The sequence below is a fragment of the Actinomycetospora sp. ABD4_176 genome, from assembly GCF_056311855.1.
The window spans coordinates 1,890,421-1,915,214 of record NZ_CM149974.1 but is presented as its reverse complement, the minus strand read 5'-3'; the positions used below and the strand labels follow the sequence as shown (position 1 = coordinate 1,915,214).

The 24,794-nt window shown below is 76.1% G+C and carries 21 protein-coding genes and 1 pseudogene; 12 read left to right on the top strand and 10 right to left on the bottom strand.

Features of this window, described 5'->3' with window-relative positions:
• Positions 1-57: 57 nt before the first annotated feature.
• Both ACYX4T_RS09355 and ACYX4T_RS09350 read left to right on the top strand, forming a co-directional pair.
• Positions 58-274: pseudogene (locus ACYX4T_RS09355) on the top strand (helix-turn-helix domain-containing protein); the annotation flags it as partial.
• A 571-nt stretch (positions 275-845) separates the two neighbouring features.
• A complete protein-coding gene (locus tag ACYX4T_RS09350) occupies positions 846-1,691 on the top strand; it encodes a PspA/IM30 family protein (RefSeq protein ID WP_476014265.1) in 846 nt (281 codons plus the stop codon).
• A gap of 25 nt (positions 1,692-1,716) precedes the next feature.
• Here the strand turns inward: ACYX4T_RS09350 and ACYX4T_RS09345 are convergent, their stop codons facing one another.
• The gene (locus tag ACYX4T_RS09345) at positions 1,717-2,517 is read right to left on the bottom strand and encodes a helix-turn-helix domain-containing protein (RefSeq protein WP_476014264.1); all 801 of its coding nucleotides are present in this window, start codon (positions 2,515-2,517) and stop codon (positions 1,717-1,719) included.
• 51 nt (positions 2,518-2,568) lie between these two features.
• On the opposite strand from ACYX4T_RS09345, the gene ACYX4T_RS09340 reads away from it, so the two are divergent.
• On the top strand, positions 2,569-2,985 hold the full coding sequence (locus ACYX4T_RS09340; protein ID WP_476014263.1) for a DUF2000 family protein: 417 nt from the start codon (positions 2,569-2,571) through the stop codon (positions 2,983-2,985).
• 2 nt (positions 2,986-2,987) lie between these two features.
• On the opposite strand, the gene ACYX4T_RS09335 is transcribed toward ACYX4T_RS09340, so the two are convergent.
• From ACYX4T_RS09335 to ACYX4T_RS09325, 3 genes are all read right to left on the bottom strand, one after another.
• Positions 2,988-3,863 (bottom strand): DNA-formamidopyrimidine glycosylase family protein, encoded by an 876-nt coding sequence (locus ACYX4T_RS09335; RefSeq protein WP_476014262.1) that lies wholly within the window; start codon positions 3,861-3,863, stop codon positions 2,988-2,990.
• A gap of 36 nt (positions 3,864-3,899) precedes the next feature.
• Complete coding sequence (locus tag ACYX4T_RS09330; protein ID WP_476014261.1) at positions 3,900-4,220, bottom strand: hypothetical protein; 321 nt, start codon at positions 4,218-4,220, stop codon at positions 3,900-3,902.
• Between the two features lie 78 nt (positions 4,221-4,298).
• A complete protein-coding gene (locus tag ACYX4T_RS09325; protein WP_476014260.1) occupies positions 4,299-6,086 on the bottom strand; it encodes an MFS transporter in 1,788 nt (595 codons plus the stop codon).
• Positions 6,087-6,295: 209 nt separating this feature from the next.
• On the opposite strand from ACYX4T_RS09325, the gene ACYX4T_RS09320 reads away from it, so the two are divergent.
• The 3 genes from ACYX4T_RS09320 (at position 6,296) to ACYX4T_RS09310 (ending at position 10,294) form a co-directional block, all read left to right on the top strand.
• Positions 6,296-7,789, top strand: coding sequence for an alkaline phosphatase D family protein (locus tag ACYX4T_RS09320; RefSeq protein ID WP_476014259.1), 1,494 nt, complete (start codon positions 6,296-6,298; stop codon positions 7,787-7,789).
• A gap of 58 nt (positions 7,790-7,847) precedes the next feature.
• A complete protein-coding gene (locus ACYX4T_RS09315) occupies positions 7,848-9,377 on the top strand; it encodes a M28 family metallopeptidase (protein WP_476014258.1) in 1,530 nt (509 codons plus the stop codon).
• 104 nt (positions 9,378-9,481) lie between these two features.
• Positions 9,482-10,294 (top strand): IclR family transcriptional regulator, encoded by an 813-nt coding sequence (locus ACYX4T_RS09310; RefSeq protein WP_476014257.1) that lies wholly within the window; start codon positions 9,482-9,484, stop codon positions 10,292-10,294.
• Between the two features lie 89 nt (positions 10,295-10,383).
• On the opposite strand, the gene ACYX4T_RS09305 is transcribed toward ACYX4T_RS09310, so the two are convergent.
• Positions 10,384-11,370: a hypothetical protein gene (locus tag ACYX4T_RS09305; RefSeq protein ID WP_476014256.1), complete on the bottom strand. Its 987-nt coding sequence runs from the start codon at positions 11,368-11,370 to the stop codon at positions 10,384-10,386.
• A gap of 91 nt (positions 11,371-11,461) precedes the next feature.
• Positions 11,462-16,255 (bottom strand): DEAD/DEAH box helicase, encoded by a 4,794-nt coding sequence (locus ACYX4T_RS09300; protein ID WP_476014255.1) that lies wholly within the window; start codon positions 16,253-16,255, stop codon positions 11,462-11,464.
• An 81-nt stretch (positions 16,256-16,336) separates the two neighbouring features.
• Here ACYX4T_RS09300 and ACYX4T_RS09295 point away from each other — a divergent pair, with 81 nt between their 5' ends.
• On the top strand, positions 16,337-17,563 hold the full coding sequence (locus tag ACYX4T_RS09295; protein ID WP_476014254.1) for a patatin-like phospholipase family protein: 1,227 nt from the start codon (positions 16,337-16,339) through the stop codon (positions 17,561-17,563).
• Positions 17,560-18,231, top strand: a complete 672-nt coding sequence (locus ACYX4T_RS09290; protein ID WP_476014253.1) for a GAP family protein — start codon at positions 17,560-17,562, stop codon at positions 18,229-18,231. Before ACYX4T_RS09295 ends, ACYX4T_RS09290 begins: the two co-directional genes overlap by 4 nt.
• Here ACYX4T_RS09290 and ACYX4T_RS09285 read toward each other — a convergent pair.
• Together ACYX4T_RS09285 and ACYX4T_RS09280 are read right to left on the bottom strand one after the other, a co-directional pair.
• The gene (locus ACYX4T_RS09285; protein ID WP_476014252.1) at positions 18,212-18,910 is read right to left on the bottom strand and encodes a response regulator transcription factor; all 699 of its coding nucleotides are present in this window, start codon (positions 18,908-18,910) and stop codon (positions 18,212-18,214) included. The genes ACYX4T_RS09290 and ACYX4T_RS09285 overlap by 20 nt on opposite strands.
• Positions 18,907-20,130: a sensor histidine kinase gene (locus ACYX4T_RS09280; protein WP_476014251.1), complete on the bottom strand. Its 1,224-nt coding sequence runs from the start codon at positions 20,128-20,130 to the stop codon at positions 18,907-18,909. Before ACYX4T_RS09280 ends, ACYX4T_RS09285 begins: the two co-directional genes overlap by 4 nt.
• A 130-nt stretch (positions 20,131-20,260) precedes the next feature.
• On the opposite strand from ACYX4T_RS09280, the gene ACYX4T_RS09275 reads away from it, so the two are divergent.
• A complete protein-coding gene (locus ACYX4T_RS09275) occupies positions 20,261-21,757 on the top strand; it encodes a glycosyltransferase family 39 protein (RefSeq protein ID WP_476014250.1) in 1,497 nt (498 codons plus the stop codon).
• A gap of 4 nt (positions 21,758-21,761) precedes the next feature.
• On the opposite strand, the gene ACYX4T_RS09270 is transcribed toward ACYX4T_RS09275, so the two are convergent.
• Positions 21,762-21,902, bottom strand: a complete 141-nt coding sequence (locus ACYX4T_RS09270) for a hypothetical protein (protein WP_476014249.1) — start codon at positions 21,900-21,902, stop codon at positions 21,762-21,764.
• An 87-nt stretch (positions 21,903-21,989) separates the two neighbouring features.
• Here ACYX4T_RS09270 and ACYX4T_RS09265 point away from each other — a divergent pair, with 87 nt between their 5' ends.
• From ACYX4T_RS09265 to ACYX4T_RS09255, 3 genes are all read left to right on the top strand, one after another.
• Positions 21,990-22,184: a DUF3046 domain-containing protein gene (locus ACYX4T_RS09265; RefSeq protein ID WP_476014248.1), complete on the top strand. Its 195-nt coding sequence runs from the start codon at positions 21,990-21,992 to the stop codon at positions 22,182-22,184.
• Between the two features lie 237 nt (positions 22,185-22,421).
• Entirely contained in the window at positions 22,422-23,462 is a 1,041-nt protein-coding gene (gene recA / locus ACYX4T_RS09260) for a recombinase RecA (RefSeq protein WP_476014247.1), read from the top strand.
• A gap of 5 nt (positions 23,463-23,467) precedes the next feature.
• Positions 23,468-24,178, top strand: a complete 711-nt coding sequence (locus tag ACYX4T_RS09255; protein ID WP_476014246.1) for a regulatory protein RecX — start codon at positions 23,468-23,470, stop codon at positions 24,176-24,178.
• 6 nt (positions 24,179-24,184) lie between these two features.
• On the opposite strand, the gene ACYX4T_RS09250 is transcribed toward ACYX4T_RS09255, so the two are convergent.
• Entirely contained in the window at positions 24,185-24,652 is a 468-nt protein-coding gene (locus ACYX4T_RS09250; protein WP_476014245.1) for a GNAT family N-acetyltransferase, read from the bottom strand.
• Positions 24,653-24,794 lie beyond the last annotated feature (142 nt).

Sequence of the window (24,794 nt, the reverse complement as noted above, 5' to 3'; positions counted from 1 at the left end):
CGCCCCGCTGTCGGGGTGTCACCCGGGGTTCCCCGGCGGCCGGTGCTGGGAGGTGCCATGTCGCTGCTGTTGCGCGAGGCCATCGGCGGGGCCGTCCGCCGCGCCCGGACCGAGCGGCGCCGCACGCTGCGCGACGTCTCGCGGGAGGCGCGGGTCAGCCTCGGCTACCTCTCGGAGATCGAGCGCGGCCGCAAGGAGCCGTCCAGCGAGCTGCTCGCCGCCATCTGCGACGCGCTCGCCCTGCCGCTGCCCGAGCTGCTCGACGAGGTCGCCGACACGCTGCGTCCCGTCCCGCGCCGTGTGCCCGCGGGCGTCGGCGTCCGCGGCCTCGAGGGCCACCACGACCACGGCGGCGGCACCGCCGTCGACGACGAGCTGCGCACCGCGGTCGAGGAGGCGTTCGAGCCGGAGCAGGGCGCGGCCGGCGGTGCCGGTGACGGTGACGGGGCCGCGGCGAGCATGTCCGCCCGCATCCCCACCCCGCCCGAGCCCGAGGGCCCGGCGCCACCGCGCACCGTCGCGCTGCCCGAGCCCGAGGGCGCTCCGGGCGACGGCAACGGTGAGGAGGTCGTGGCGCCCGTGGACGGGGCCACGACGGTCCGGCTGGTGGGCCTCGCGGGCACCGGGGGCGGCGCCCGCACGGTGCCGCTGGTGCGCGTCGCGGCGTGAGCCGTGTGACAGCCGGGCGATCGGTGTGAACGCGGTGTGAGCGGCACGCCGGTCGTGATCGTCGGACCCGGCGGGTCGGTGGAAGCCTCCGCGGGGAGGTGAGACGATGGACATCGAGACCAGGCGCGGATGTCGCGGCCTGAGCCGAGTCGACGTCACGAGTTGGGCGGGAGCAGATGGCCAACCCCTTCGTCAAGGCCTGGCGGTACTTCTTGGCCGCGTTCTCCTCGCGGATCGATGAGCACGCCGATCCGAAGGTGCAGATCCAGCAGGCCATCGAGGACGCGCAGCGGCAGCACCAGACGCTGTCGCAGCAGGCCGCATCGGTGATCGGCAACCAGCGCCAGCTGGAGATGAAGCTGAACCGACAGCTCGCCGACATCGAGAAGCTGCAGGCCTCCGCGCGCCAGGCGCTGGTCATGGCCGACGACGCCCGCGCCAAGGGCGACGAGCAGGGCGCGCAGCGCTACGAGCAGAGCGCCGAGCAGTTCGCGTCGCAGCTGGTCACGGCCGAGCAGAACGTCGAGGACCTCAAGACGCTGCACGACCAGTCGATCGGCGCCGCGCAGCAGGCCAAGCAGGCCGTCGAGCGCAACGCGCAGGTGCTGCAGACCAAGATCGCCGAGCGCACCAAGCTCCTCAGCCAGCTCGAGCAGGCCAAGATGCAGGAGCAGGTCTCCGCGTCGCTGCGCCAGATGAGCGAGGTCGCGGCGCCGGGGAACACCCCTTCGCTCGACGAGGTGCGGGACAAGATCGAGCGCCGGTACTCCACCGCGCTCGGGCAGGCCGAGCTCGCGCAGAACAGCGTGCAGGGCCGGATGCTCGAGGTCGAGGAGGCGTCGCGCGACTACGCGGGCAAGAGCCGCCTCGACCAGATCCGCGCCTCGATGGGCCAGGGCCAGGTCACCCAGGGCCAGGGCCAGACCCAGGTGCCCGCGGGCCAGACGACGCAGGCCCAGCCCGCGCCGGCGCAGCCGCAGCAGCAGCCCACCCAGCAGCAGCAGACCCCCGGGCAGTACTAGGGCGCCGGGCAGTACCAGAGCGCCGTCACGCGCCCCGGGCCGCGAACCGGCCCGGGGTCGTGCCGACCACCCGGCGGAAGTGCCGGGTCAGGTGCGCCTGGTCGTGGAAACCCGCGGCCGTGGCCACGGCCGCCGGCGCCATGCCCTCGAGCACGAGCCGCCGGGCCCGGTCCACGCGCAGCCCCGTCAGGTAGCGGTGCGGCGGCAGCCCGAACTCGGCACCGAACGCCCGCACGAGGTGCGTGGGGTGGGCGTGGAGCAGCCGCGCGGCCTCGTCGAGCGCGAGCCCCTCGACCAGGCGGGCGTCGAGCAGGTCGCGCAGCCGGTGGGCGAGGCCCGGGTCGCGCCGGTGCTCGCCCCGACCGGACTCCTGCGGGCGGGCCCCGAGATGGGCCGCGAGCCGCTCGGCGACGAACGCGAGGCGGCTCTGCGCCGCGAGCTCCTCTCCCGGCGCCGCCAGCGCGTGGTGCAACTGGTCGACGCGGCGGCGCAGGACGGGGTCGGCGACCGCCGGGCGGTCGACGGCGCGGCCCACCGACGGGCCGTGGAGGGCGGCATCGTCGAGGTAGACCACCCTCTTGCGGAAGCCCCCGGGGCGCGCCGAGCGCCCGTCGTGCGCGACGTGCGGCGGCAGCAGGGTCACCGAGGCCGGCACCGCGCCGTGCTCGTGGCGGTCGAGGTCGTAGCGCACGGCGCCGTCGTCGACGATCAGCAGCGTCCACGCCTCGTGGGTGTGCGACGGGTAGGCGTGGTCGACGAACCGCGCGTGGAAGACCTCGGCGACGCCCGGGACCGCGGGACGCCAGGCGCGGACGTGCTCACCCACGCCAGGAACGTACAAGACCGGGCCCGTGTCCCCGCGCGATCGTCACCGTCCATGAGCAGCGGATTCGACACCAAGATCGCCGTCGTGCTGCGCGACGACCTCGCCGGCTGGCAGTCCCTCAACGTGACCGCGTTCCTCGTCAGCGGCATCACCGCGGCGGTGCCCGAGCTGGTCGGCGAGCCCTACGCCGACGCCGACGGCACGCGCTACCTCGCGATGCTCGGGCAGCCGGTGATGGTCTTCGCGGGCGACGCCGACGTCCTGCGCGCCGCCCACCGGCGCGCCCTCGACCGGGGCCTCGCGCCCGCGATCTTCACCGCCGACCTCTTCGCCACCGGCAACGACGCCGACAACCGCGCCGCGGTCGCGAAGGTGGCGCGCGCGGATCTGGACCTGGTCGGGCTCGCGGTGCACGGCCCGCGCAACGCCGTCGACAAGATCGTCAAGGGCGCGCGGATGCACGGGTGAGCTCAGTAGCGGGCCTGGCGACCCGACTGCTGCTGGGGGCGGCGGCCGCGGCGGCGCTCGAGCGGCGGGTGGGGCCCGGGCTGGCAGGTGGGGCAGAAGTAGGCGATCCGGTCCTCGCGGTCCGGAGAGCCATCGTCCTGCCCGGCCGTGCGCACGACGTCGCGGCAGCGCCGACAGCCCCGCCCGCCGCGCTCGAACACCCAGTGCTGGGCGCCCTCGCCGAGGTCGCCGGTGGTCGACTGCTCGGGACGCCACGCGTTGCGGACCAGCAGCTTGTGGGCCCACGCGACGGCGTCGTGGACCTGCCCGTCCGTCAGCTCCCCGACCCGCGTCCACGGCGAGACGCCCAGCAGGAAGCAGATCTCCGCCTTGTAGAGGTTGCCGACGCCGCAGGCCACCCTCTGGTCGAGCAGGGCCGCGCCGAGCTCGCGGGCGGGGTCGGCGCGCAGGCGTCGCTCGACCTCGGCGGCGTCCTCGGGACCCCACGACGCGCCGAGCAGGTCGGGGCCGAGGTGCCCGACCCAGGTGTCCTCGCGGTCGGTGGGCAGCAGGTCGAGGTCGTGCAGTCGGAACCCGACGGCCACGCGCTCGGGCACCTCGAGGATCGCCCGCACCTGGTGCTCCGGTCCCCGCCACGGGCGCCCGGGCCGGTAGAGGTGCCACGAGCCGTCCATGCGGAAGTGGCTGTGCAGGCTCGTGGCGTCGTCGAAGCGCGTGAACAGGTGCTTGCCGACACTGACGACCTCGAGCACGGTGCGGCCCGCCAGGTCGTGCTCCACCAGCCGCGGGTGCCGCAGCTCCCCGCGCGTCAGCGTCCCGCCCGCCAGCGCGTCGTGCATCCGCCGGCCGGCGAGGAAGACGGTGTCACCCTCCGGCACGCCGCCATCGTCCCACCGCGCCGCCGACGGCGCGGGTCAGTCGTCGGGCGTGGAAGCGCGCGCCGCGACGGCCTCCGTGTCGACCCCGTCGCGTGGGTCACCGGTGAACGGCCCGGGGGTCAGGGCGCCCGAGAGGCGTTCGCGCAACGTGGCGAGGTCCCGGTTGTGGGGGTCGCGCGGGTCGGTCGTCGCGCGGTCGACGCTCTGCAGGACGTCGACGAGCTGCTCGAGCAGCGCCCGCGCCTCGACCCCGAGCATCGCGAGGTCCTCGGTGTCGAGCGGGCGCGTCACCGTGCCCGCGCGCAGCGCCGAGATGGCCTGGCGGACCGCCACCACCGGGGTGTCGTCGCTGGACATGCGTCCCTCCGGCTCCGTCGTCGTCAGGAGTCCAGGGGATGCCCCGCTGCCGGGGACGACGAACGCCCACGGGCGAGATCAGAAGGGCGACGGGCAGCCGGCGGGTCGGGCGACCTCGGGGACGACCGCCGGCGGGTCCGGCGTCCGGGCGAGCACCAGCGGCCGGTCGAGGGTGTCCTGGCCCGGGGCCACGTGCACCGCGGTGGGCTGCGCGCCGCTCTGCCCGGCGATGACCAGCACGGGACGGTCGGCGCCCGGGTCGGCGGCGAAGGCGCCGTCGGGGTCGACGGGGGTCACGGCGAGCTGGCGCCCGTCGTGGCCCACGAGCGTCACCCGGGCGCCCGCGGCCGGCACGCCGTGGTCGTCGAGGACCCGGCCGCGGACGAGGGGCCGCGGCGCGGGCCCGGCGGGCGTACCGGGCTCGACGGTCGTGCGGGGCTCGACGCGCTCCACGTGCTCGGTCGGCTCGGGCAGGTTCGGCACCGCGAGGCTCACGACCAGCGCGAGCAGCGCGCAGCCCGCGGCGATGAGCAGCGTGGTGCGCAGCGCCCCGAGCGACGGGACGAGCGTGCCCTCGACCGGGACCGTCGACGCCGAGAGCACCACGGCGGCCACCGCGGAGGCGGTCGACGTGCCGATCGAGCGCATGAGCGTGTTCAGCCCGTTCGCGGCGGCGGTGCGCGTGGTGGGCACCGCCCGCATGATCAGCGCCGGCAGGGAGCCGTAGGCCAGGGCCACCCCGGCGCCGATCACCGCGATGACCAGAGACACCTGCCACGCCGCCGACAGCAGGAACGTGCCCGCGCCGTAGGCGACGGCGATGACGACCAGGCCGATCCGCAGCGAGGCGCGCGGGCCCCAGGCCGCGGAGATGCGGGCCGTCACCGGCGACATCAGCATCATGACCAGGCCGTTCGGCGCCAGCGTCAGCCCGGCGACGAGCAGGGACAGCCCCAGCCCGTGCCCCGACGCGAGCGGCGCGGAGAGCAGCTGCGGGAAGACGACCATGCCCGTGAACATGGCGACGCCCACGGGGATCGAGATGAGGTTGGGCAGCAGCACCGCGCGGCGGACGTTGAGCCGCAGGTCGACCAGGGGGTCGCGCACGCGCAGCTCGTAGAGGCCCCAGGCGACCAGGGCGACGACGGCGACGCCGGCCGAGGTGAGGGTCGCGGCGCTGGTCCAGCCCCACTCGGCGCCCTTGGACACCGCGAGGAGCAGGCCGATGAGCCCCACCGAGAGCCCGACCGCGCCGCCGGTGTCGAACCGCCCGCCCGAGCGGGTCGCCGACTCCGGGATGACGACCGCGACGAGCAGGAGCCCGGCGAGCCCGAGACCGCCCGCGACCCAGAACAGGGCGTGCCAGTCGGCGACCTCCACGATGACGGCCGCCAGCGGCAGCCCGAGCCCGCCGCCGATGCCCAGCGTCGCGCTCATCAGCGCGATCCCCGAGCCCAGACGCGCGGGCGGGAGCGTGTCGCGCATGAGGCTGATGCCGAGCGGCACCGCGCTGACCGCGACGCCCTGTAGCGCGCGCCCGACGAGGACGGGGACGAGGTCCGCGCTCACCGCGCAGAGCACCGAGCCGACGACGAGCAGGCCGAGCGTGCCGAGCAGGACGCGGCGCTTGCCGACCATGTCGCCGAGACGCCCGGCGATCGGCGTCGCGACCGCGCCGGCGAGCAGGGTCGCGGTGATGACCCAGGACGCGGTGGCCGTCGACGTCCCGAGCAGCTGGGGGAGCTGGGGCACCAGCGGCACCACGAGCGTCATGCACAGCGACGCGACCAGGCCGACCGACGACAGGACCGTCACCACCACGGCCGGGCGGGGACGGGCGGCCTCCGGTGCCTCGGACTGCGGCACGCACCCTCCTCGGGACAACGGTGAGATTGTTGGCTGTGCCAACCAACAGTAGCGGCCGGGGTCGTCCGCGAGGAGGTGCCGGTCGCCACTCACGCCCGTGATCTCCCGGTGCTCGCCGGGAGTTCACCGCCGTGTCGCCCGCGTCGAGCAGGGTCCGGGATGTGCCCCCGGCTCCTCGTCCACTCACCCGTCGCGGCGCCCTCGTCCTCGTGGGGACCGCCGCCCTGGCGACCGCCGCCGCGACGGCGCTCCCCGCCTGCTCACCCGCCGCACCCGGCCTGGTGCGTAGCGGCCGTCCGGTGCTGACCCACGGCGTGCAGTCCGGCGAGGTCACCGCCGACTCCGGGCTGGTGTGGACCCGCGCGGACCGGGGCGCGCGGATGGTCGTCGAGGTGGCGTCGGACCCGTCGTTCCGGGGCGCGCGCACGGTGCCGGGCCCGGACCTCCTGCCGGCGGCCGACTTCACCGGACGCGTGCGGGTCCCCGTGGCCCCCGGCCCCGTGACCTGGTACCGGGTGCGCGCCGAGGACGGTCCGGCCGTGTCGGAGCCGCTGGCCGGGAGCTTCCGTCCCGCGCCCGCCGGCAGAAACGCCGGTCGCGACGTGCGCTTCGTCTGGACCGGCGACGTCGTCGGGCAGGGCTGGGGTATCGACCCCGGACGCGGCGGCATGCGGCTGTTCGACGCCATGCGGGCGCGCGACCCCGACTTCCTCCTGCACTCCGGCGACACCGTCTACGCCGACGGGCCGCTCGAGGAGACCGTGGTGCTGCCCGACGGCACGACCTGGCGCAACACGATGACCGCCGAGAAGGCCACGGTCGCCCAGGACCTCGCCGGCTTCCGCGGGCAGTGGGCCTACAACCTGCTCGACGTGCCCTACCGCACCTTCACGGCGGCCGTCCCGATGATCGCCTCCTGGGACGACCACGAGGTCACCAACAACTGGTACCCCGACGAGGTCCTCGACGACCCGGAGTACGACCGCGAGCGCCGCGTCGACGTCCTGCAGGGCTACGCCGCGCAGGCGTTCGGCGAGTGGATGCCCCTCGACCCCTCGCGCCCCGTGTTCCGCCGCGTCGGCCACGGCCCGCAGCTCGACGTGTTCGTGCTCGACATGCGCAGCCACCGTGGCGCCAACCCCGCGGCGCTCGGCCCGGGCGCGACGCCGATCCTCGGCGACGAGCAGGTCCGCTGGCTGCTCGACGGGCTCGCCGCGTCGCGCGCGACCTGGAAGGTGATCGCCGCCGACATGCCGCTGGGCATCATCGTGCGCGACGGGCGGACGGGGATCGAGGCGGTCGCCGACGGCGCCCCGGGTGCCCCGGGCGGGCGTGAGGCCGAGATCGCCCGCGTGCTGACGGGGATCCGCGAGCGGGGCGTGCGCAACACCGTCTGGCTCACCGCGGACGTGCACCACACGGCGGCTCACCGCTACACCCCGGAGCGGGCCGGGATCGCCGCCGACCCGTTCTGGGAGTTCGTCTCCGGTCCCGCGCACGCCGGGGCGTTCCCGGCGGGCCCGCTCGACCCGACGCTGGCGCCCGAGCAGGTGTTCGTGCACGCGCCGGGCCGTCCCGACGTCTCGCCGGCCGAGGGCTTCCAGCACTTCGGCGAGGTGACGATCGCGGGAGGGCGCCTGCGCGTCGACCTGCGTGACGCCGCGGGAGCGAGCCTCTGGTCGACGACGCTCGACCCCGCGTAGCGGGCTCCCGGGTGGTTCGTGTCACGCCGTGCCGGAGCATCCGCTACCGTCCGTGAGCATGATCGCGACGCGTCGGGGGGCCGTCACGGCCCTCGCCCTCAGCGCCCTCCTCGCGCTCGTGACCGCCTGCGGCGCCGGCGCCGGCGCCGGCTCCGGTGAGGGCGGCCCCCCGGCGGCCGCGGCCCCGAGCAGCCCCACGGCCGCCGGCCCCGCGCCCGACCGGGACCTCGCGCGCCGCCTCGCCGAGCAGGCCACGGGCGACGGCGCGTTCGCGCACCTGCAGGAGTTCCAGCGCCTCGCCGACGCCAACGGCGGCAACCGCGCCGCGGGGCAGCCGGGCTACGACGCGAGCGTCGAGTACGTCGCGGGCCGGCTGCGGCAGGCGGGCTTCCAGGTGGAGACGCCGAGCTTCCCGTTCGACACCTTCACCGCCGAGGCCCAGACGCTCACCGTCGGTGGCGCGCCCGGCCCCGCGGTGACCGCCCTGACCTACTCGCCGACCACCCCGCCCGGGGGCGTCACCGGCCCGCTGGTCGCGGCCCCCGACGCCCCGGCCGACCCGTCGCCGGGCTGCGAGGCCACCGACTACGCGGATCTCCCGGCCCGCGGCGCCGTGCTCCTCGTGCGCCGGGGGGCGTGCACGTTCACGCAGAAGCAGCAGGTCGCGGCGGAGGTCGGCGCGGCGGCGGTGCTCGTCGGCAACAACGCGCCGGGCCCGCTCGGCGGCACCCTCGGCTCGGTCGCCGACGGCCGCCTGCCCACCGGCGGGCTCGTGGCGCCCGACTTCGACGCCCTGCTCGCCCGCGTGGGCACGCCGGCGACGGTCACGCTCGTCACCCGCTCGCAGACGATCACCACCCGCAACGTCCTCGCCCAGACAACCACCGGCCGCACCGACGAGGTCGTCATGAGCGGGGCCCACCTCGACTCGGTCGACGAGGGGCCGGGGATCAACGACAACGGCTCCGGCTCGGCCGCGCAGCTCGAGGTCGCCCTGCGCCTGGGCAGCGCCCCGCCGGTCGCGAACGCCGTGCGCTTCGCGTGGTGGGGCGCCGAGGAGGTCGGCCTGCTCGGGTCGACGGCCTACGTGCAGGGCCTGACGCCCGAGGCGCGCCGCGACATCGCCGTGGTGCTCAACTCCGACATGCTCGGCTCGCCGAACCCGGCCTACCTCGTCTACGACGGCGACGACTCCGACCGGCAGGGCGCGCCGCCGGGGCCGGCCGGCTCGGACGGCATCGAGCGCACGCTCGCCGGGGCCCTCGCCACCACCGGCGCCCAGCCGCGCGGCACCGACTTCGACGGCCGCTCCGACTACGGCCCGTTCATCGAGGCCGGCATCCCGGCGGGCGGGCTCTTTACCGGCGCCGAGGAGGTCAAGACGCCCGAGCAGGCCGCGCTCTGGGGTGGTCAGGCGGGCCAGCCGTTCGACCGTTGCTACCACCAGGCCTGCGACACCCTGGCCAACGTCGACCGCGTCGCCCTCGACCGGATGCTCGACGCCCTCGCGGTGGGCGTCGGGACCTACGCCGTCGACCTCGGTGGCCCCGACGGCGTCCCGACGCGCGACCAGCGCCAGACGCGCTGAGAGCCGGTAGGGTTGCGTGATCCGCAACCCGAGGCCGTGCCGGATGGGCTGAACGGCCCCCCGCTCACGGTGCGGGTACCCCCGGTCGGCGAGGATGGAGGACGATGACGTCCACCGACGGCGACGACGGCGGGTCCGGTCGTGCGCGCAGCGAGCCCTCGCTCGTCCGCTCGGTCGATCGGGCGGTGACAGCTCTCGAGGTGGTGGCGGCCCGCGGCGAGGTCGGCATCACCGAGCTCTCCGAGGAGCTCGGGGTCCACAAGTCGACGGCCTCACGCCTGGTCGCGGCCCTGGCGCGCCGCGGCATGCTCGAGCAGCTCGGGGACCGCGGGAAGGTGGCGCTCGGGTTCGGCGTCGTGCGCCTCGCGGCGTCGGCGACGGGCCGGATGGACATCGCCCGGCTCGGGCAGCCGACCTGCCAGCAGCTCGCGGAGCTCGTGGGGGAGACCTGCAACCTGGCCGTCCACGACGGCGAGGCGGCCATCAACGTCGCCCAGGAGTTCGGCAACGCGTCGATCACCACGCAGAACTGGGTGGGCCGCCGGACGCCGCTGCACGCGACCTCGGCGGGCAAGGTCCTGCTGGCCTACATGGGCGACGCCGAGCGTCGGACCTTCCTGCGCCGCCGCCTGCCCCGCTACACCGAGTCGACGATCACCGAGCCGGCCGCGCTGCGCACCGAGCTCGCGCGGGTCGTCGACGAGGGCCACGCCCGCTCGTTCGAGGAGCTCGAGGTCGGCCTGCACGCGGTCGCCGTCCCGGTGTGGGGCGCGGCCGGCGACGTCGTCGCGGCGCTCTCCGCCGCCGGTCCGGCCTACCGGCTGCCCCGCCGGCGGGCGCGCGCGATCGTGTCCGACCTGCGCTCCGCCGCCGAGGACCTCTCCACCCGCCTGGGCTGGCTCGGCGAGCCCTCCTGACGCCTCCCGGGGAGCAGCGAACGCGCTGTTCGCTGCTTCTAGCGCAGCGAACAGCGCGTTCGCTGCTCTGAGGGGCGCTCGGCCGGCGGCTACCTCAGGTCCGGGTGGTCCTTGACCCACCACAGGAACTGGCGGGCGTGGTCGAGGTCGACGAACCGGTCGCCGATGAGGCTGACGAGCAGGTCGTTGCTCCAGTAGGCGAGCCGGCCGATGGTCTGCGACGACGTCTCGGGCGCGGGCAGCTCGAGGCCGAACACCTGCCGGGCGATCTCGCGCTTGCCCCCGGCCGGGCTGGTGTAGATCAGGATCGGCAGGAAGCGCTCCGGCTCGGCGATGCACAGGACGCGCGTCAGCATCGCCTCGCGGAAGCCGGGCATCGCGGGCGGCGCGTCGGACGTGATGAGCTCGGTGAGCCGGTCCTCCGGGGCGGGCGGGTCCTCGCCGCGCAGCAGGTGGTCGATGACGCCGCGGAACGCCTCGGCGGCCGCCGCGTTGCCCAGCGCGCGCCACTCGTCGTTGAAGCGGCTCATGTTCCCGGGGCGGGCGACGACCTTGCTGTTCGCGAAGTCCTTGAGTGCCATCGGCGTCGTGTACGGCAGCGCGTCGGCCTCGAACGCCTGCCGGTAGACGTCGCGGTAGCGGCCGGCCTCCTCGTCGGGGTGCGGGAAGTCGCCGAGGAACTCGCGGCGCAGGCCTTCGATCACCCGCCAGCGCTCGGCCGGCACGTCGGCCGCGCTGGCGGTGAAGCGCCGCCGCGCGGTCTCGACGTCCTCGGTGCCGCGCGCCGGGCGCACCGGGCCGCGCGTGCCCGCCGTCCGGCCGGCCGACCCGGTCACCGACGTCGACGAGCGGGTGGGGGCCCGGCTCGCCGGCGTCCGCGTGGTCTTCGTGCTGCTCCGGCTCGGAGTGGCCGAGCGCGAGCGCGTGGTCTGGCTGATCGCCCTCGGAGAGACCGGCTTGGCGCCGAGCACCCACTCGTGTCCGCAGGCGGTGCACCGCATCATGTTGCGGCCGTCGTCGGCCATGCCGAGGTACTCGGCCGCCGACTCCTCACACGTCGGGCACGCCAGTGCCATCGCTCTCCCTCGCCGTGGTGCGGGTGCTGTGCGGTTCGGGTCCAGCCTGCCGTGGGCGGTGCGGGAGCGCGCGGGGAGGGGTGCCGGTCGGTCAGGCCCGCAGCCGCAGCCCCTTGGGGCTGTGGCGGAAGCCCGCCTCGGTGAGGACCTCGGCCAGCACGCCGTCGAGCGCGCCGGACCCGTCGGCCTTCTCCACGGCGATGCTGCCCAGCCAGCCCTCGCGCACGGCCGTGGCCAGCGCGGACGCCCCGGCGGCGAGGGCCTCGCGGTCGGTGGTGAAGCTCAGCAGCGACTTGCCGCCCCGCTCGACGTAGATGCCGGGCTCGCCGTCGACGAGCACCACGAGCGCGCCGGCCTTGCGTCCCGGGCGGTGCGAGCCGCCCCCGTCCCGGCTGCCGACCGTCGCCGGCCACTCCAGCGCCGCGCCCCACGGCTGTGCGGGGTCGGTGGCCGCGAGCACGAGCGCCTTCGGCTCGCCGCCGGAGTCCTCGTCCCGCGACTCGGCCCGCAACCGGTCGATGGCGCCGGGCACCGCGAACTGTGCGGCCCCGAGCCCCTCGATGACGTAGCCGCGGCGGGCGCGCCCGTTCTCCTCCATCGCCCGTAGCACCGGGTAGATGCCGGCGAAGCCGCCGGTGGCGCGCTCGGTGTCGAGCGCGCCGCGGGTGAGCACGCCGTGGCGCTCGAGGAACGCCTCGGTGCGGGCCTGGGCGCGCCGGGTCGGCTCGGCCTCGCGCGTCGGCACCCCGGACCAGCGGCCCGCGGCCGTCGGCGGCCCCGTGCGCGAGGGCATCGGCGCGCGCCCGAGCCGGGCGTAGCGGCCGCGTGCCCCCGTCCGGCGCTGGCGGTGGGCGCCACCCCGGGAGCCGCCCGATCCGCGCGAGCCGCCGCCCGCGACCAGCGCGCGCACCGGGGCGAGCGTGTCGTTGGTGGCGAGGCCCGCCCACACCAGGTCCCACAGCGCGGCGACGAGCGCGGCGTCGTCCGGCATCCCGGTCTCCGACTCGCCCGCCTCCCGCAGCACCGCGTGGGTGCGCTCGCCGAGCTGGCGGAAGAACAGCGCGCCCCCGGCGTCGAGCGTCTCGAGCAGGGCGCGGTGCACCGGGGTGTCGGCGAGATCGGGCTCGGGGTCGGGGAGCAGGAGGTCGGCGAGGTCGGTCGGCGCGACCGCGAGCCAGCCGTCGCCGCCGGCGAGGGTGCCGCAGCCGGTCCACGTCACCTCGCCGGCGCTGGTGAGCTCGTCGAGCAGCGCGGGGGAGTAGCCGGGCAGCCGGGCCGGCAGCACGAGGCTCTCGAGCGCGCTGGCCGGGATGGGCGCGCCGGCCAGCTGCTCGACCACGCCGAGCACGTCGTCGGGACCCGGCGCCCGGCGGATGCGGCGCCCGACGCCGTGCCACGCGGGCAGGAACCTGCCGAGCGCGGCGGGCTCCACGGGCTCGACCTCGGCGCGCAGCCGGGCGAGCGAGCCGCGGCGCAGGCGGCGCAGGACCTCGGCGTCGCAGGCGTCGGGTCCGGAGCCGGGCAGGTCGGCGGGCACCCCGGGCAGCGGCGGCGCGCCCTCGGGCCGCAGCTCGCCGCGCACCAGGCGCCCGGAGGACACCAGCCGGTCGACCACCCCGCCGACCACGGCCACGCCGAGCCCGAAACGGTGGGCCGGCGCGGCGACCGGGAACGGCCCGCGGGTCCGCGCGAAGCGGGCGAGCAGGTCGCCCAGCGGATCGGCGACCGGCTCGGTGAACGCCTCGGGAACCCCGACCGGCAGGCCCGCGCCCAGCGCGTCCCGGAACCGGCCGGCGTCCTCGATGGCGATCCACCGCTCCTCGCCGGCGACCCGCACCCGGATCGCGCGCCGCGCCGCCTCGAGCTCGGTGAGCCACGCCTCCTGCACGCCGCGGGCGGCCGCCTCGGCGGTGGTGAGGTCGCCGACGAAGCGCAGCAGGTCGGCGGTGCCCTCGGCGTCGCGCACGTGGCGTTCGGGGTCGGTGCGCTGGAGCTGGCCCTCGATCTCGGCGAGCACGTCGCCGTCGAGCAGCTCGCGGATGGCCTCCGAACCGAGCAGCTCGGCGAGCAGCGTCGAGTCGAGCGAGAGCGCCGCGGCCCGTCGCTCGGCGAGCGGCGCGTCGAGCTCGTAGAGGAACATCCCGACGTAGCCGAACATCAGCGTCCGCGCGAACGGCGAGGCGCTCGTGGTGGCGACGTCGACCACCTGCACCGCCCGCGAGCGCACGTCGCGCATCAGCTCCGTGAGGCCCGGGACGTCGTAGACGTCCTGGAGGACCTCGCGCATCGTCTCGAGCACGACCGGGAACTGCTCGAAGCGGCTCGCGACCGACAGCAGCTGCGCGGCGCGCTGGCGCTGCTGCCACAGCGGCGTGCGGCGGGTGGGGTCGCGGCGCGGCAGCAGCAGCGAGCGGGCCGCGCACTCGCGGAACCGGGCGGCGAACAGCGCCGAGTTGCTCACCTCGCCGGTGACGACCTGCTCGACCTCGTCCGGGTCGAGCAGCACGTCCTCGGCCGTCGGCAGGATCTCCTCGCCGCTGTCGTCGAGCGCGTCGGGCAGGCGCAGGACGATGCCGTCGTCGGCGCTCGCCGCCGAGACCTCCAGCCCCCGCTGCTCGCGGAACCGCGCGGCGATCGCCAGCGCCCACGGCGCGTTGACCTGGGCGCCGAAGGGGGAGTGGACGACGAGGCGCCAGTCGCCCAGCTCGTCGCGGAAGCGCTCCACGACGATCGCCCGGTCGCTCGGGACGTGGCGCGTGGCCTCCTTCTGCTCGCGCAGGTAGGAGAGCAGGTTGTCCGCCGCCCAGTCGTCGAGCCCGGCGGCCTGCGCCCGCCCGCGCGCCGCCTCCTCGTCGGCCGCGGCGACCTCGCGCACGAACGCCCCGAGCGCCCGGCCCAGCTCCAGCGGGCGGCCCGGGGCGTCGCCCTTCCAGAACGGCATCCGCGCCGGCACGCCGGGCGCGGGCTCGGCGACCACGCGGTCGCGGGTGATGTCGAGGACCCGCCAGCTGGTCGAGCCGAGCAGGAAGGTGTCGCCGACGCGGGACTCGTAGACCATCTCCTCGTCGAGCTCGCCGACCCGCGACCCGCCCGTGCCGCCCTCGCCGGACCCGGGCGTCACCACCGTGTAGAGCCCGCGGTCGGGGATCGTGCCGCCGCTGGTGACCGCGAGGCGCTGGGCGCCCGGGCGGCCGGCGAGCTGGTCGGTCACCCGGTCCCACGTGATGCGGGGCCGCAGCTCGCCGAAGTCGTCGCTGGGGTAGCGCCCGGCGAGCATGTCGAGCACGGCGCCCAGCGCGGAGTCGGGCAGCCCCGCGAACGGCGCGGCCCGGCGGACCAGGGCGGTGAGCTCGTCGACCGACCACGGCTCCATCGCCGTCATGGCCACGACGTGCTGGGCGAGGACGTCGAGCGGGTTGCGCGGGTAGTGCATCGCCTCGATCGCGCCGCCGGCCATGCGCTCGGCGACGACGGCGCACGACACCAGGTCACCCCGGTACTTGGGCATCACGACCCCGGTGGACACCGCGCCCACCTGGTGGCCCGCGCGCCCGACGCGCTGCAGCCCGCTCGCCACCGACGGTGGCGCCTCCACCTGGATCACCAGGTCGACCGCGCCCATGTCGATGCCCAGCTCGAGGCTCGACGTCGCGACCACGCACGGCAGGTGGCCGGACTTGAGCGCCTCCTCGACGTTGGTGCGCTGGGTGCGGCTCATCGACCCGTGGTGGGCCCGGGCGACGATCACCTCGGCGGGCTCTGCCGTGCCCGACTGGCCGACCGCCTCGGCGGCGGGGAAGGGCCCGACGACCGGGGCGAGCTCGTCGGCCTCGTCGTCGACGGGGCCGTGAACGGTGCCGTCGGCGTCGGGGTCGGGGTCGGGGTCGGCGGTGTCGTCGTCCAGCTCCACCGGCGCCTGCTCCGCCGCGGCGTGGGCCCGCTCGGTGGCGAGCTCGTTGATCCGCGCGGTGAGCCGCTCGGCCAGGCGCCGGGAGTTGGCGAACACGATGGTCGAGCGGTGCTCGGCGACGAGCTCGAGGATGCGTTCCTGCACCGCGGGCCAGATCGAGGCGCGCTGGGCGGCCCCCGCCGCCGAGCCCTCGACCTCCTCCTCGACCCCCGGGCCCGACTGGTTGTCGCCCCCGTCGAGCGCCGCCATGTCCTCGACCGGCACCTCGACGCGCACCTGCACCGTCTTCGCCGTCTCGGGCGCCACGACCCGCACCGGGCGGCCGCCGCCGAGGAACGCGGCCACCTCGTCGATCGGGCGCACCGTCGCGGACAGCCCGATGCGCTGGGCCGGCGCGTCGAGCAGCGCGTCGAGGCGCTCGAGGGAGAGCGCGAGGTGCGCCCCCCGCTTGCTGGCGAGCACCGCGTGCACCTCGTCGACGATCACCGTGTCGACCCCGCGCAGCGACTCCCGCGCCGCCGAGGTGAGCAGCAGGAACAGCGACTCGGGCGTCGTGACGAGGATGTCGGGCGGGGTGCGGTTGAAGGTGCGCCGCTCGTCGGCGGGGGTGTCGCCGGTGCGGGAGCCCACCGTGACGTCGGGGCGGGGGAGCCCGAGGCGCTGGGCCGCCTGGCCGAGGCCGGCCAGCGGCGAGCGCAGGTTGCGCTGGACGTCGACCGTCAGCGCCTTCATGGGCGAGACGTAGAGGACGCGGCAGCGGCGCGTCGGCTCCTCGGGCGGCGGCGTGGTGGCCAGCCGGTCGAGCGCCCAGAGGAACGCCGCCAGCGTCTTGCCCGACCCCGTGGGCGCCACGACCAGCGCGTGCTGCCCCTCGGCCACCGCCTCCCACGCGCCCGCCTGCGCGGGCGTCGCGCCCGCGAACGCGCCGGCGAACCAGTCGCGCGTCGCGGGGGAGAACCGGTCGAGGACGTCCATGGGTCCATGGTGCCCCCGACCCCCGACAGCCACGCCGCGGAGACGCCCGCGGCGGCACCGGTGATCCCCTAGCGTGGCGGGATGAGGATCGCGCTCGCGTTCCAGGGCGGTGGCAGCCACACCGCGTTCACGGCGGGTGTCGTCGCGCGCTGGGTGCGGCGCGGGGCCTTCGACGGCCACGAGGTGGTGGCCGTCAGCGGCACGTCGGGCGGGGCGATCAACGCGTTGCTCGTGTGGTCGGTGCTGCGCGAGGGCAGGCTCGACCGGGCCCCCGAGGTGCTCGAGGCCTTCTGGGAGGACAACGCGGCGCGCGGGCCTCTCGAGCGGTTCGGCAACGCCGTCGCCGTCGGTGCCGGGCTCGCGCAGAGCCTGGGGCTGGCCCCGCCGCTCAACCCCTACCTCCTGCCGCCGCCGGTCGACGGGCGCGCGGAGTTCCGCCGGCTGGTGCGCCGCCACGTCGACCTCGACGCGTTCGGGGTGGACACCGACGCCCGCCACCCGCGCCTGGTGCTGGGCGCGGTCGACGTGCTCAGCGGGGCGTTCCGCGCCTTCGACAGCCGCCGCGACGTGATCACCGCCGACACCGTGCTCGCGTCCGCGGCCATCCCGACCCTGTTCCGCGCCGTCCGCCTCGACGGCGCCGCCTACTGGGACGGCCTGTTCTCCCAGAACCCGCCGGTGGCACCGCTGCTCGACGACGACCCCGACGAGCTGTGGGTCGTGCAGATCAACCCCACGCGCCGCGACGCCGAGCCGCGCACGACGCTCGACATCGCCGACCGGCGCAACGAGCTCGCCGGCAACCTCTCCCTCTACCAGGAGCTGGCGTCGATCGAGCGGATCGACCAGCTGCTCGCCGCGGGCACCCTCGTCCCGGAGAGCGGCTACCGCCAGGTCGCCGTCCGCGTCCTCGAGCTGACCCGCACCCCGGGGGCGGCGCTCCTCGGCGCGGCGTCCAAGGTCAACCGCGACGTGGCCTTCCTGCGTGAGCTGCGCCGCCTCGGCCGCCGGCAGGCCGACGTCTTCCTCGCCGCCCTGTGCTTCGAGCGGGCCTGGGCCGACGGCGACGTCACGGCCCTGCGAGCCCTGCTCGCCGACGCCGCCGTCACGGTCCCGGACGCGCCCGACGACCCCGTCGCGTTCCTCGCCCGCGCCGTCGTCCGCGACCCGACCCGCAAGGAGCTGGTCGGCGACGAGGTCACCTGGCGGGTGACCAGCGCGGGCGCCCCCGGGGTGCTGACCGCGGTGTTCGTGGGCACGCACCTCGTCGCCCTGGACCTCGGGCCACTGCCGGAGAGCGAGCGGTGAGCCCCGAGGCGCTGGTCCTGGGCCTGCTCAGCGCGGTGCGCGGCGTGCCGCTCGCGATCGTCTACGCCTTCCTGCTCACCGAGCGGCCGCGCCGGCTCCTGCTCGCCTACGTCGCCGCCGGCGTCGTCGTGACCCTCGGCGTCGGCATCGTCGTCGTGACCTGGCTGCACACCGGCACCCAGGAGTCGGACGCCACCACCGGGCGGGTGCTCGTCGACCTCGTCCTCGGCGCCGTGGCGGTCCTCTGGGCCCTGCTGCGCCTGTCGGGCCGCGAGCTGCGGCGGACCCGGACCCGGCCCACGCGCAGCAGCGTCGTCCCGCCGGCCCTCGAACGCCGGTTGCGCGCCCCCACCGTGCCGCTGGCCGGGGCCGCCGGCGTGGCGACGAATCTGCCCGGGCTCTACTACCTGGCCGCGCTCGTCGCGATCCTCCAGACCCACCCGTCGGCGGTCTCGGGTGTCGCCCAGGTCGCCGTCTACACCCTGCTGCGCTTCGCCGTGCCCGTGGGCGCCCTGGTCCTGGTCGCCCTGCGCCCGGACCGCACGCTCGGGACGGTGCGCTCGGTGCACGCGTGGGGACGACGCCACGCGCGGGTGCTGCTGGCGCTGCTGGTCGGGGCGGTGGGCGTCTACCTGCTGGTCAAGGGGCTCACCGGGCTCCTGGGCTGAGATGGCCGGGCCCGTCCGCGGCGGGGAGCCCCGCGTCGTGGGCGAGCAGGGCGAGCTGGGTGCGGTTCTCCAGGTCGAGCTTGGTCAGCGCGCTCGACAGGTAGGTCTTGACGGTCGAGAGCGACAGCAGCAGCTCGGCGGCGATCCGCGCGTTGCTCCAGCCGCGCCCGACCCCGGCGGCGACCGCCCGCTCCTGCTCGGAGAGCGCCGCGAGCCGGGCGCCGGCCTCGGCGTCCCGCCCGCCGCGCCCGGTGGCGGCGGTGATGAGACGTCGCGTCACCGACTCCGACAGGCTCGTGCCGCCGGCCGCGACCCGGCGGATCGCGTCCTCGATGTCCGCCGGCGGGGTGTCCTTGACGAGGTAGCCCCTGGCCCCGGCGCGCAGCGCCTCGAGCACGTCCTGGTCGCTGTCGAAGGTGGTCAGCACGAGGACGGCGGGCGGATCGTCGCCGGTGAGGAGCCCGGCGGTGGCGCGCACCCCGTCGACGCGCGGCATCCGCAGGTCCATGAGCACGACGTCCGGGCGGTGGGCGGCGACCGCGGCAGGCACCTCGTCCCCGTCGGCCGCCTCGGCGACGATGGTGATGTCGGACGCCTCGCCGAGCATGAGGCGCAGCCCCGAGCGCACGAGTGCGTCGTCGTCGACCACCAGCACCCGGATCGGGACGGCCGCGCTCACCCGACCTCCTCGGCGGCGAACGGCTCGGCCCGCCCGTCCGGGCGCGGCGCCGACCGCCGGGGGACCCGGACGGTGACGCGGAACCGACCGTGCTCCGGCCCGCGGCGCACGACCCGGCCCCCGGCGAGGTCCACGCGCTCGGCGATGCCGAGCAGGCCGTTGCCGGGCGGGCCGGTGGTGGCGCCGCGAGCGGGCAGCGGGTTGCTGACGTCGAGCTCGACCTCGTCCCCGGGCGCGCCGCGCAGCACCACCTCGACCGGGCAGCCGGGGGCGTGGCGGGCGGCGTTCGTGAGCGTCTCCTGGGTGATGCGATAGAGCGTGCGCCCGCACTCGTCGGGCGGGGCGCCGGTGAGCTCGTTGCGCCACGTCACCGGGGTGCCGGCGGCCCGCACCCCGTCCACCAGGCGGTCCAGGTCGGCCAGCGTGGGCTGCGGGGCGCTGTGGGCGGTGCCGACCTCGGCGCCCTCCCCGGCGCCCTCCTCGGCGTCGGGGTCGCGCAGCACCCCGAGGATCGCGCGCAGGTCGACCAGCGCCTCGCGGGCACCGGCGCGGATCACCTCGAGCGCCTCGCGGACCTCGTCGGGCGAGGCCGACCGGCGGTGGGCCAGCGCCCCGGCGTGCAGCGAGACCATGGACAGCCGGTGGGCGAGCACGTCGTGCATCTCGCGGGCGATGCGCGTGCGCTCGGCGGTGCGGGCCGCCTCGGCGCGCAGCGACGCCTCGGTCTCGGCGCGCTCGGCCCGTTCGACCAGCGAGTCGAGCAGCTCGTGGCGGGCACGGACGGCGGCCCCGGTGGCGACCACCATGACCGTGATCGCCACCGCCCACGCGATGTCGCCCCACGACGTGCTCCCCGCCGCCGACGGGCGGACGAGCCACGAGAGCGGCGCGATCGCCAGGGAGAACGCGCCGAGCGCGGCGGCCGTCGGCCAGGGCCGGCGGACGGCGACGGCATAGGTGGCGACCGCGCCGGCGAGCCAGGCCGACGTGCAGAGGACCGTGAGGCCGTAGACGACGAGCGCCACCCCGACCGGCGAACGGCGCCGGGCGAGCAGGACCAGGGCCGCGAGCACCCCGCCGACCAGGTCGACCCACCACCAGGCGGGCGCCTCGTTCAGCAGCACCGGGCGCTCGGGGCCCTGCACGAGGTAGACCCCGGCCAGGGCGACCGCCAGCGCACCCGCGTCGTACAGGCGCGGTGGCAGCGCGGTGGACGGCACGTCGGCCACGGTAACGGCGCGGTCCGACAGCGGCCCCGGCCGAAGGATGACCGGCGATGGTCCCTTCGGCGAGCCACCGGGGCCGTCGCGCCGTGGTGGCGGTCGCCCGCACCTCGCGAGGATCACCGCCATGACCGTCGGCGAAGCCCCCGCACCGGCCACGACGCCCGTGGCGCGCACCGTGCACCGCCTCGCGCGGTGGCCGGTCGGGGCCGTGGCCGGACTCGTCGCCGCCGCCCACCTGGCCGTGGCCGGGGTCCCGGGCTGGTGGTTCGACGAGGCCCTCATGCTCGCGATCGGACGGGACCACCTCGACTGGGGATCGGTCGACCAGCCGCCCGGCGCGCCCCTGATCGCCGGGCTGATGGATGTCCTCGCCCCCGGGAACGTCCTCGTGCTGCGGCTGCCCGCGATCGCCGCGACGGCCGCGACCGTGGTGCTGGCCGCGCTGATCGCCCGGGAGCTCGGGGGTGACCGGCGCGCCCAGACGCTCACCGCGCTCGCGCAGGGCACCGGCATCTGGCTCGCGCTCACCGGGCACTGGGTCACGCCGTACACGTTCGAGCCGGTCACCTGGCTCGCCCTGGGGTGGCTGGTGGTCCGGTGGTGGCGCACCCGCGACGACCGATTGCTGCTCGCCGCCGGCGTCGTGGTCGGGATCGGCGCCGAGGTCAAGTTCCAGATCCTGCTGCTCGCCGCGGTCCTGCTGGTCTCGGTGGCGGTTCTCGGGCCCCGCACGATGCTGCGCCGCCCGCAGCTCTGGGCGGGTGCGGGCATCGCGACGGCACTGGCCGCGCCGACGCTGATCTGGCAGGCGCTCCACGGATGGCCCCAGCTGCGGATGGGCCCGATCGTCGCCGCCGAGGCCGCGTCGCTGTACCAGGGCCGCGTCGGCGTCATGGTGGGGCTCGTCGCCAGCGCCGGGCTCCTGGGCGTGCCGCTGGTGCTCCACGGGCTGTGGCGGCTCGTCCGGGACCCGGAGCTGGCCGAGCTGCGCTTCATCGCCCTCACGACCGTCGTGCTCTACGCGTTCTTCTCGGCCACCCTCGGGAGGCCCTACTACCTCGTCGGTCTCTACGGACTGCTGATCGCCGCGGGAGCGGTCGGCCTCCAGCGTCGCCGCGAGGCCGGGCACCGGCGAGGGCGGTGGATCGCGTGGCCCGCGTCCTCCGTGGCCGTCGCGGTCGCGGTCGGGATGCTCCCGCTGTCGGTGACGATGGCGTCGCCCGCGGTCGGCGCCACGGTCACCGCGGCGACGGTGCGGGCCTACGACGCCCTGCCTCCGGGACAGCGCGCGCGCACGGCGGTGATGGCCGAGTCCTACATCTACGCCGCCTACCTCGACGTCGCGGCCCCGGAGGACGCGCTGCCGCCGGCGGTGAGCAGCAACCGCAGCTACGGGTGGTTCCCGCCGCCGGGCGAGGAGGTCGACTCGGTGCTCTACCTCGGGTCGTCCGGCGACGAGCTGCGGCCGTGGTTCGCCGACGTCCGCCCGATCGGCGTCACCGGTCCCGCGCCGATCGAGGGGACCCCCCAGGACGCCGGGACCACGCTGTGGCTGGCCACCGGCCGGCTCGCGCCCTGGGAGAGCTTCTGGTCGAGCCTGCGCCACCTCGACGTGACGTGACGGCTCAGCGACCCCGGTTCTGGAACCACCAGCGCAGCAGCACGACCAGCGCCGCGACCAGGCCGAGGATCGCCACGATCGCCCAGAGCGTGCCCCCGGTGGGGTCGAGCGATGTGGCGGCGAGCGGGAGGTCGGGGAGGGCCACGACGCCGAGGCTACGCCCGGTTCGTCACGGTCCGGCGCCGGTCCGGGGCCCGTCGGGTGCGCGGGGACACCGACCTATCGTGGAGCCGTGCGGCTGACTCACTTCCGGCAGCTGATGGACGAGGAGTTCGGCGGCGTCCGTGCCGCGTCGATCTCCCGCGACCACGTCTTCGCCGGCCTCGACGGGCGCACCGTCGAGCAGGCCCTCGAGGACGGCGACGAGCCCCGCGACGTCTGGCGGGTGGTGTGCGCGGAGTTCGAGGTGCCCACCGAGCGCCGGTGAGGACCCGGTGAGGGGGCTGCCCGGCTCCGACACGCCCGGACCCCGCGGGGCTCCCGGATCGAACACGTGTTCGTCTACCCTGCTCCGTACGGTCGTGCAGCGGCCCCAGCGCCGCCGCCGCCCGTCCACAACCGTCCCGTCCGTCCCCAGGGCGACCGGCTCCGCCACCGCGCTGTCGGACCCTCCGCCTAGCGTCGGCGTCCGAGAGTCGACCCCCTGACACCGAGGTGACACCCCATGCCACAGGCACCGGATCGCGACAAGGCGCTCGAGCTCGCCCTCGCCCAGATCGACAAGCAGTTCGGCAAGGGCTCGGTCATGCGGCTCGGGGACGAGGGCCGGGCGCCGGTCAACGTCATCCCGACCGGCTCGATCGCCCTCGACGTGGCGCTCGGCGTGGGCGGGCTGCCCCGCGGGCGCGTGGTGGAGATCTACGGCCCGGAGTCCTCGGGCAAGACGACGGTGACGCTGCACGCCGTCGCCAACGCGCAGGCCCAGGGCGGCATCGCGGCGTTCATCGACGCCGAGCACGCGCTCGACCCGGAGTACGCCAAGGCGCTCGGCGTCGACACGGACGCGCTGCTGGTGGCGCAGCCGGACACGGGTGAGCAGGCGCTCGAGATCATGGACATGCTGATCCGCTCGAACGCCCTGGACGTCATCGTCGTCGACTCGGTGGCCGCGCTCGTCCCGCGCGCCGAGATCGAGGGCGACATGGGCGACAGCCACGTCGGTCTGCAGGCGCGCCTCATGAGCCAGGCGCTCCGCAAGATCACCGGCGCGCTCAACGCCTCGGGCACGACGGCGATCTTCATCAACCAGCTGCGCGAGAAGGTCGGGGTCATGTTCGGCTCCCCGGAGACCACGACGGGTGGCCGGGCGCTGAAGTTCTACTCCTCGGTCCGCCTCGACATCCGCCGGATCGAGACGCTCAAGGACGGCGCCGACGCGGTCGGCAACCGCACGCGGGTCAAGGTCGTGAAGAACAAGGTGGCCCCGCCGTTCAAGCAGGCCGAGTTCGACATGATCTACGGCCACGGCATCTCGAAGGAGGGCTCGCTGATCGACATGGGCGTCGAGCAGGCCATCGTCCGCAAGTCGGGGGCCTGGTACACCTACGAGGGCGACCAGCTGGGGCAGGGCAAGGAGAACGCCCGCAAGTTCCTCAAGGACAACCCGGACGTCGCGCTCGAGATCGAGAAGCGGATCAAGGACAAGCTCGGCATCGGGCCGAAGCTCGACGCCGACGAGAGCGCGCCCGCCCCGGTCGACTTCTGATCGGCGTGGCCGGCCGCCAGGGGAGTGCCCGCGAGGGGGTCGGGCGGCGGCGCCGGTCGCCGCGGGGGCGCGCGCCGGGGCCACCCGATCTCCCGGACCCCGATCTCCCGGACCCCGATCTCCCTGCCCCCGATCCCGACGGCACCGGCAGCACGCACGCCGCCGCCGACCCGCCCGCCGACCCGCCCGCCGACCCGCCCGCCGACCCCGAGTCGGTCGCGCGCACGATCTGCCTGAACCTGCTCACCGGCCGCGCCCGGTCCCGGGCCGAGCTGTCCGACGCCCTGGCCCGGCGCGGCGTCACCGACGACGTCGCCCGCCGCGTGCTCGACCGGCTGGCCGCGGCCAAGCTGGTCGACGACGCCGCGTTCGCCGAGCAGTGGGTGTCGTCGCGGCACCGCCACCAGGGGCTCGGCAAACGGGCGCTGGCCGGCGAGCTGCACCGCAAGGGCGTCGACCAGGAGACCGCGAGCACGGCCGTCGACGAGATCGGGCGCGACGAGGAGCGCGCCCGCGCCCGCCAGCTGGTCGACCGCCGGCTGCCCGCGATGGCGCGCCTCGACCACGCCGTGGCCGCCCGCCGCCTCGTCGGCATGCTGGCCCGCAAGGGCTACGACGCGGGCGTCGCGTACGCCGTGGTCCGCGAGGCGCTGGCCGAGCGCGACGTCGCCGAGGACACCCTCGCGGCGTTGCGCGAGGCGCCCGACGACGACTGACCGCGCTCAGGACGTGAGGGTCCACCGGCGCGGGCCGCCGGTGCCGCCGAGGCGGCGCAGGAGCCGGGCGGAGGCGTCGTTGCCCTCGTCGACGTAGCCCACCACCTCGCGGACGCCGTGCGCGGTCGCGCGGTCGAGAACCGCTCCGGCGGCCTCGGTGGCCCAGCCGCGGCCCCACCGCTGCGGGGCGAGGCTGACGACGAGCTCGACTTCCTCACCGTTGGTCCGCGTCCCGCAAGTGCCCTCGAGCGGGCCGTCATCGCGTTCCCGGATCACCCACAGGCCGGTGCCGGGCCGGGCCTCCCCGGCCGCGCGCACCGCTTCCGCGACGGTGGCGTCGTCGACCTCGACACCGTCCCACAGGAACCGGCGCACGTCGGGGTCGCGGTAGTGGTCCACGAGATCGGGCACGTCGGCGTCGGTCGCCGGGGTGAGCACGAGCCGCGGGGTGCGGAGGGGTACCGAGTCGGCCACGACGCCATCTTCGTCCCGGTGGCCCGGCCGTGGGACGGTGCCGGCGGGGAAGACGATCACCGAAGTGGTCATCGTCACCCCCCGGCACGGGGGTGACCCGGGCGACATCGGGGTTTGACGCGTCGTAGTGTGCGGCGCACCA

What these genes read in the sequence shown, in the direction of transcription:
- ACYX4T_RS09295 (WP_476014254.1), top strand. Translation starts at nt 16,337, where the DNA reads ATGAGGATCGCGCTCGCGTTCCAGGGCGGTGGCAGCCACACCGCGTTC.
- ACYX4T_RS09310 (WP_476014257.1), top strand. Translation starts at nt 9,482, where the DNA reads ATGACGTCCACCGACGGCGACGACGGCGGGTCCGGTCGTGCGCGCAGC.
- ACYX4T_RS09305 (WP_476014256.1), bottom strand. Translation starts at nt 11,370, where the DNA reads ATGGCACTGGCGTGCCCGACGTGTGAGGAGTCGGCGGCCGAGTACCTC.
- ACYX4T_RS09315 (WP_476014258.1), top strand. Translation starts at nt 7,848, where the DNA reads ATGATCGCGACGCGTCGGGGGGCCGTCACGGCCCTCGCCCTCAGCGCC.
- ACYX4T_RS09330 (WP_476014261.1), bottom strand. Translation starts at nt 4,220, where the DNA reads ATGTCCAGCGACGACACCCCGGTGGTGGCGGTCCGCCAGGCCATCTCG.
- ACYX4T_RS09275 (WP_476014250.1), top strand. Translation starts at nt 20,261, where the DNA reads ATGACCGTCGGCGAAGCCCCCGCACCGGCCACGACGCCCGTGGCGCGC.
- ACYX4T_RS09350 (WP_476014265.1), top strand. Translation starts at nt 846, where the DNA reads ATGGCCAACCCCTTCGTCAAGGCCTGGCGGTACTTCTTGGCCGCGTTC.
- recA (WP_476014247.1), top strand. Translation starts at nt 22,422, where the DNA reads ATGCCACAGGCACCGGATCGCGACAAGGCGCTCGAGCTCGCCCTCGCC.
- ACYX4T_RS09300 (WP_476014255.1), bottom strand. Translation starts at nt 16,255, where the DNA reads ATGGACGTCCTCGACCGGTTCTCCCCCGCGACGCGCGACTGGTTCGCC.
- ACYX4T_RS09340 (WP_476014263.1), top strand. Translation starts at nt 2,569, where the DNA reads ATGAGCAGCGGATTCGACACCAAGATCGCCGTCGTGCTGCGCGACGAC.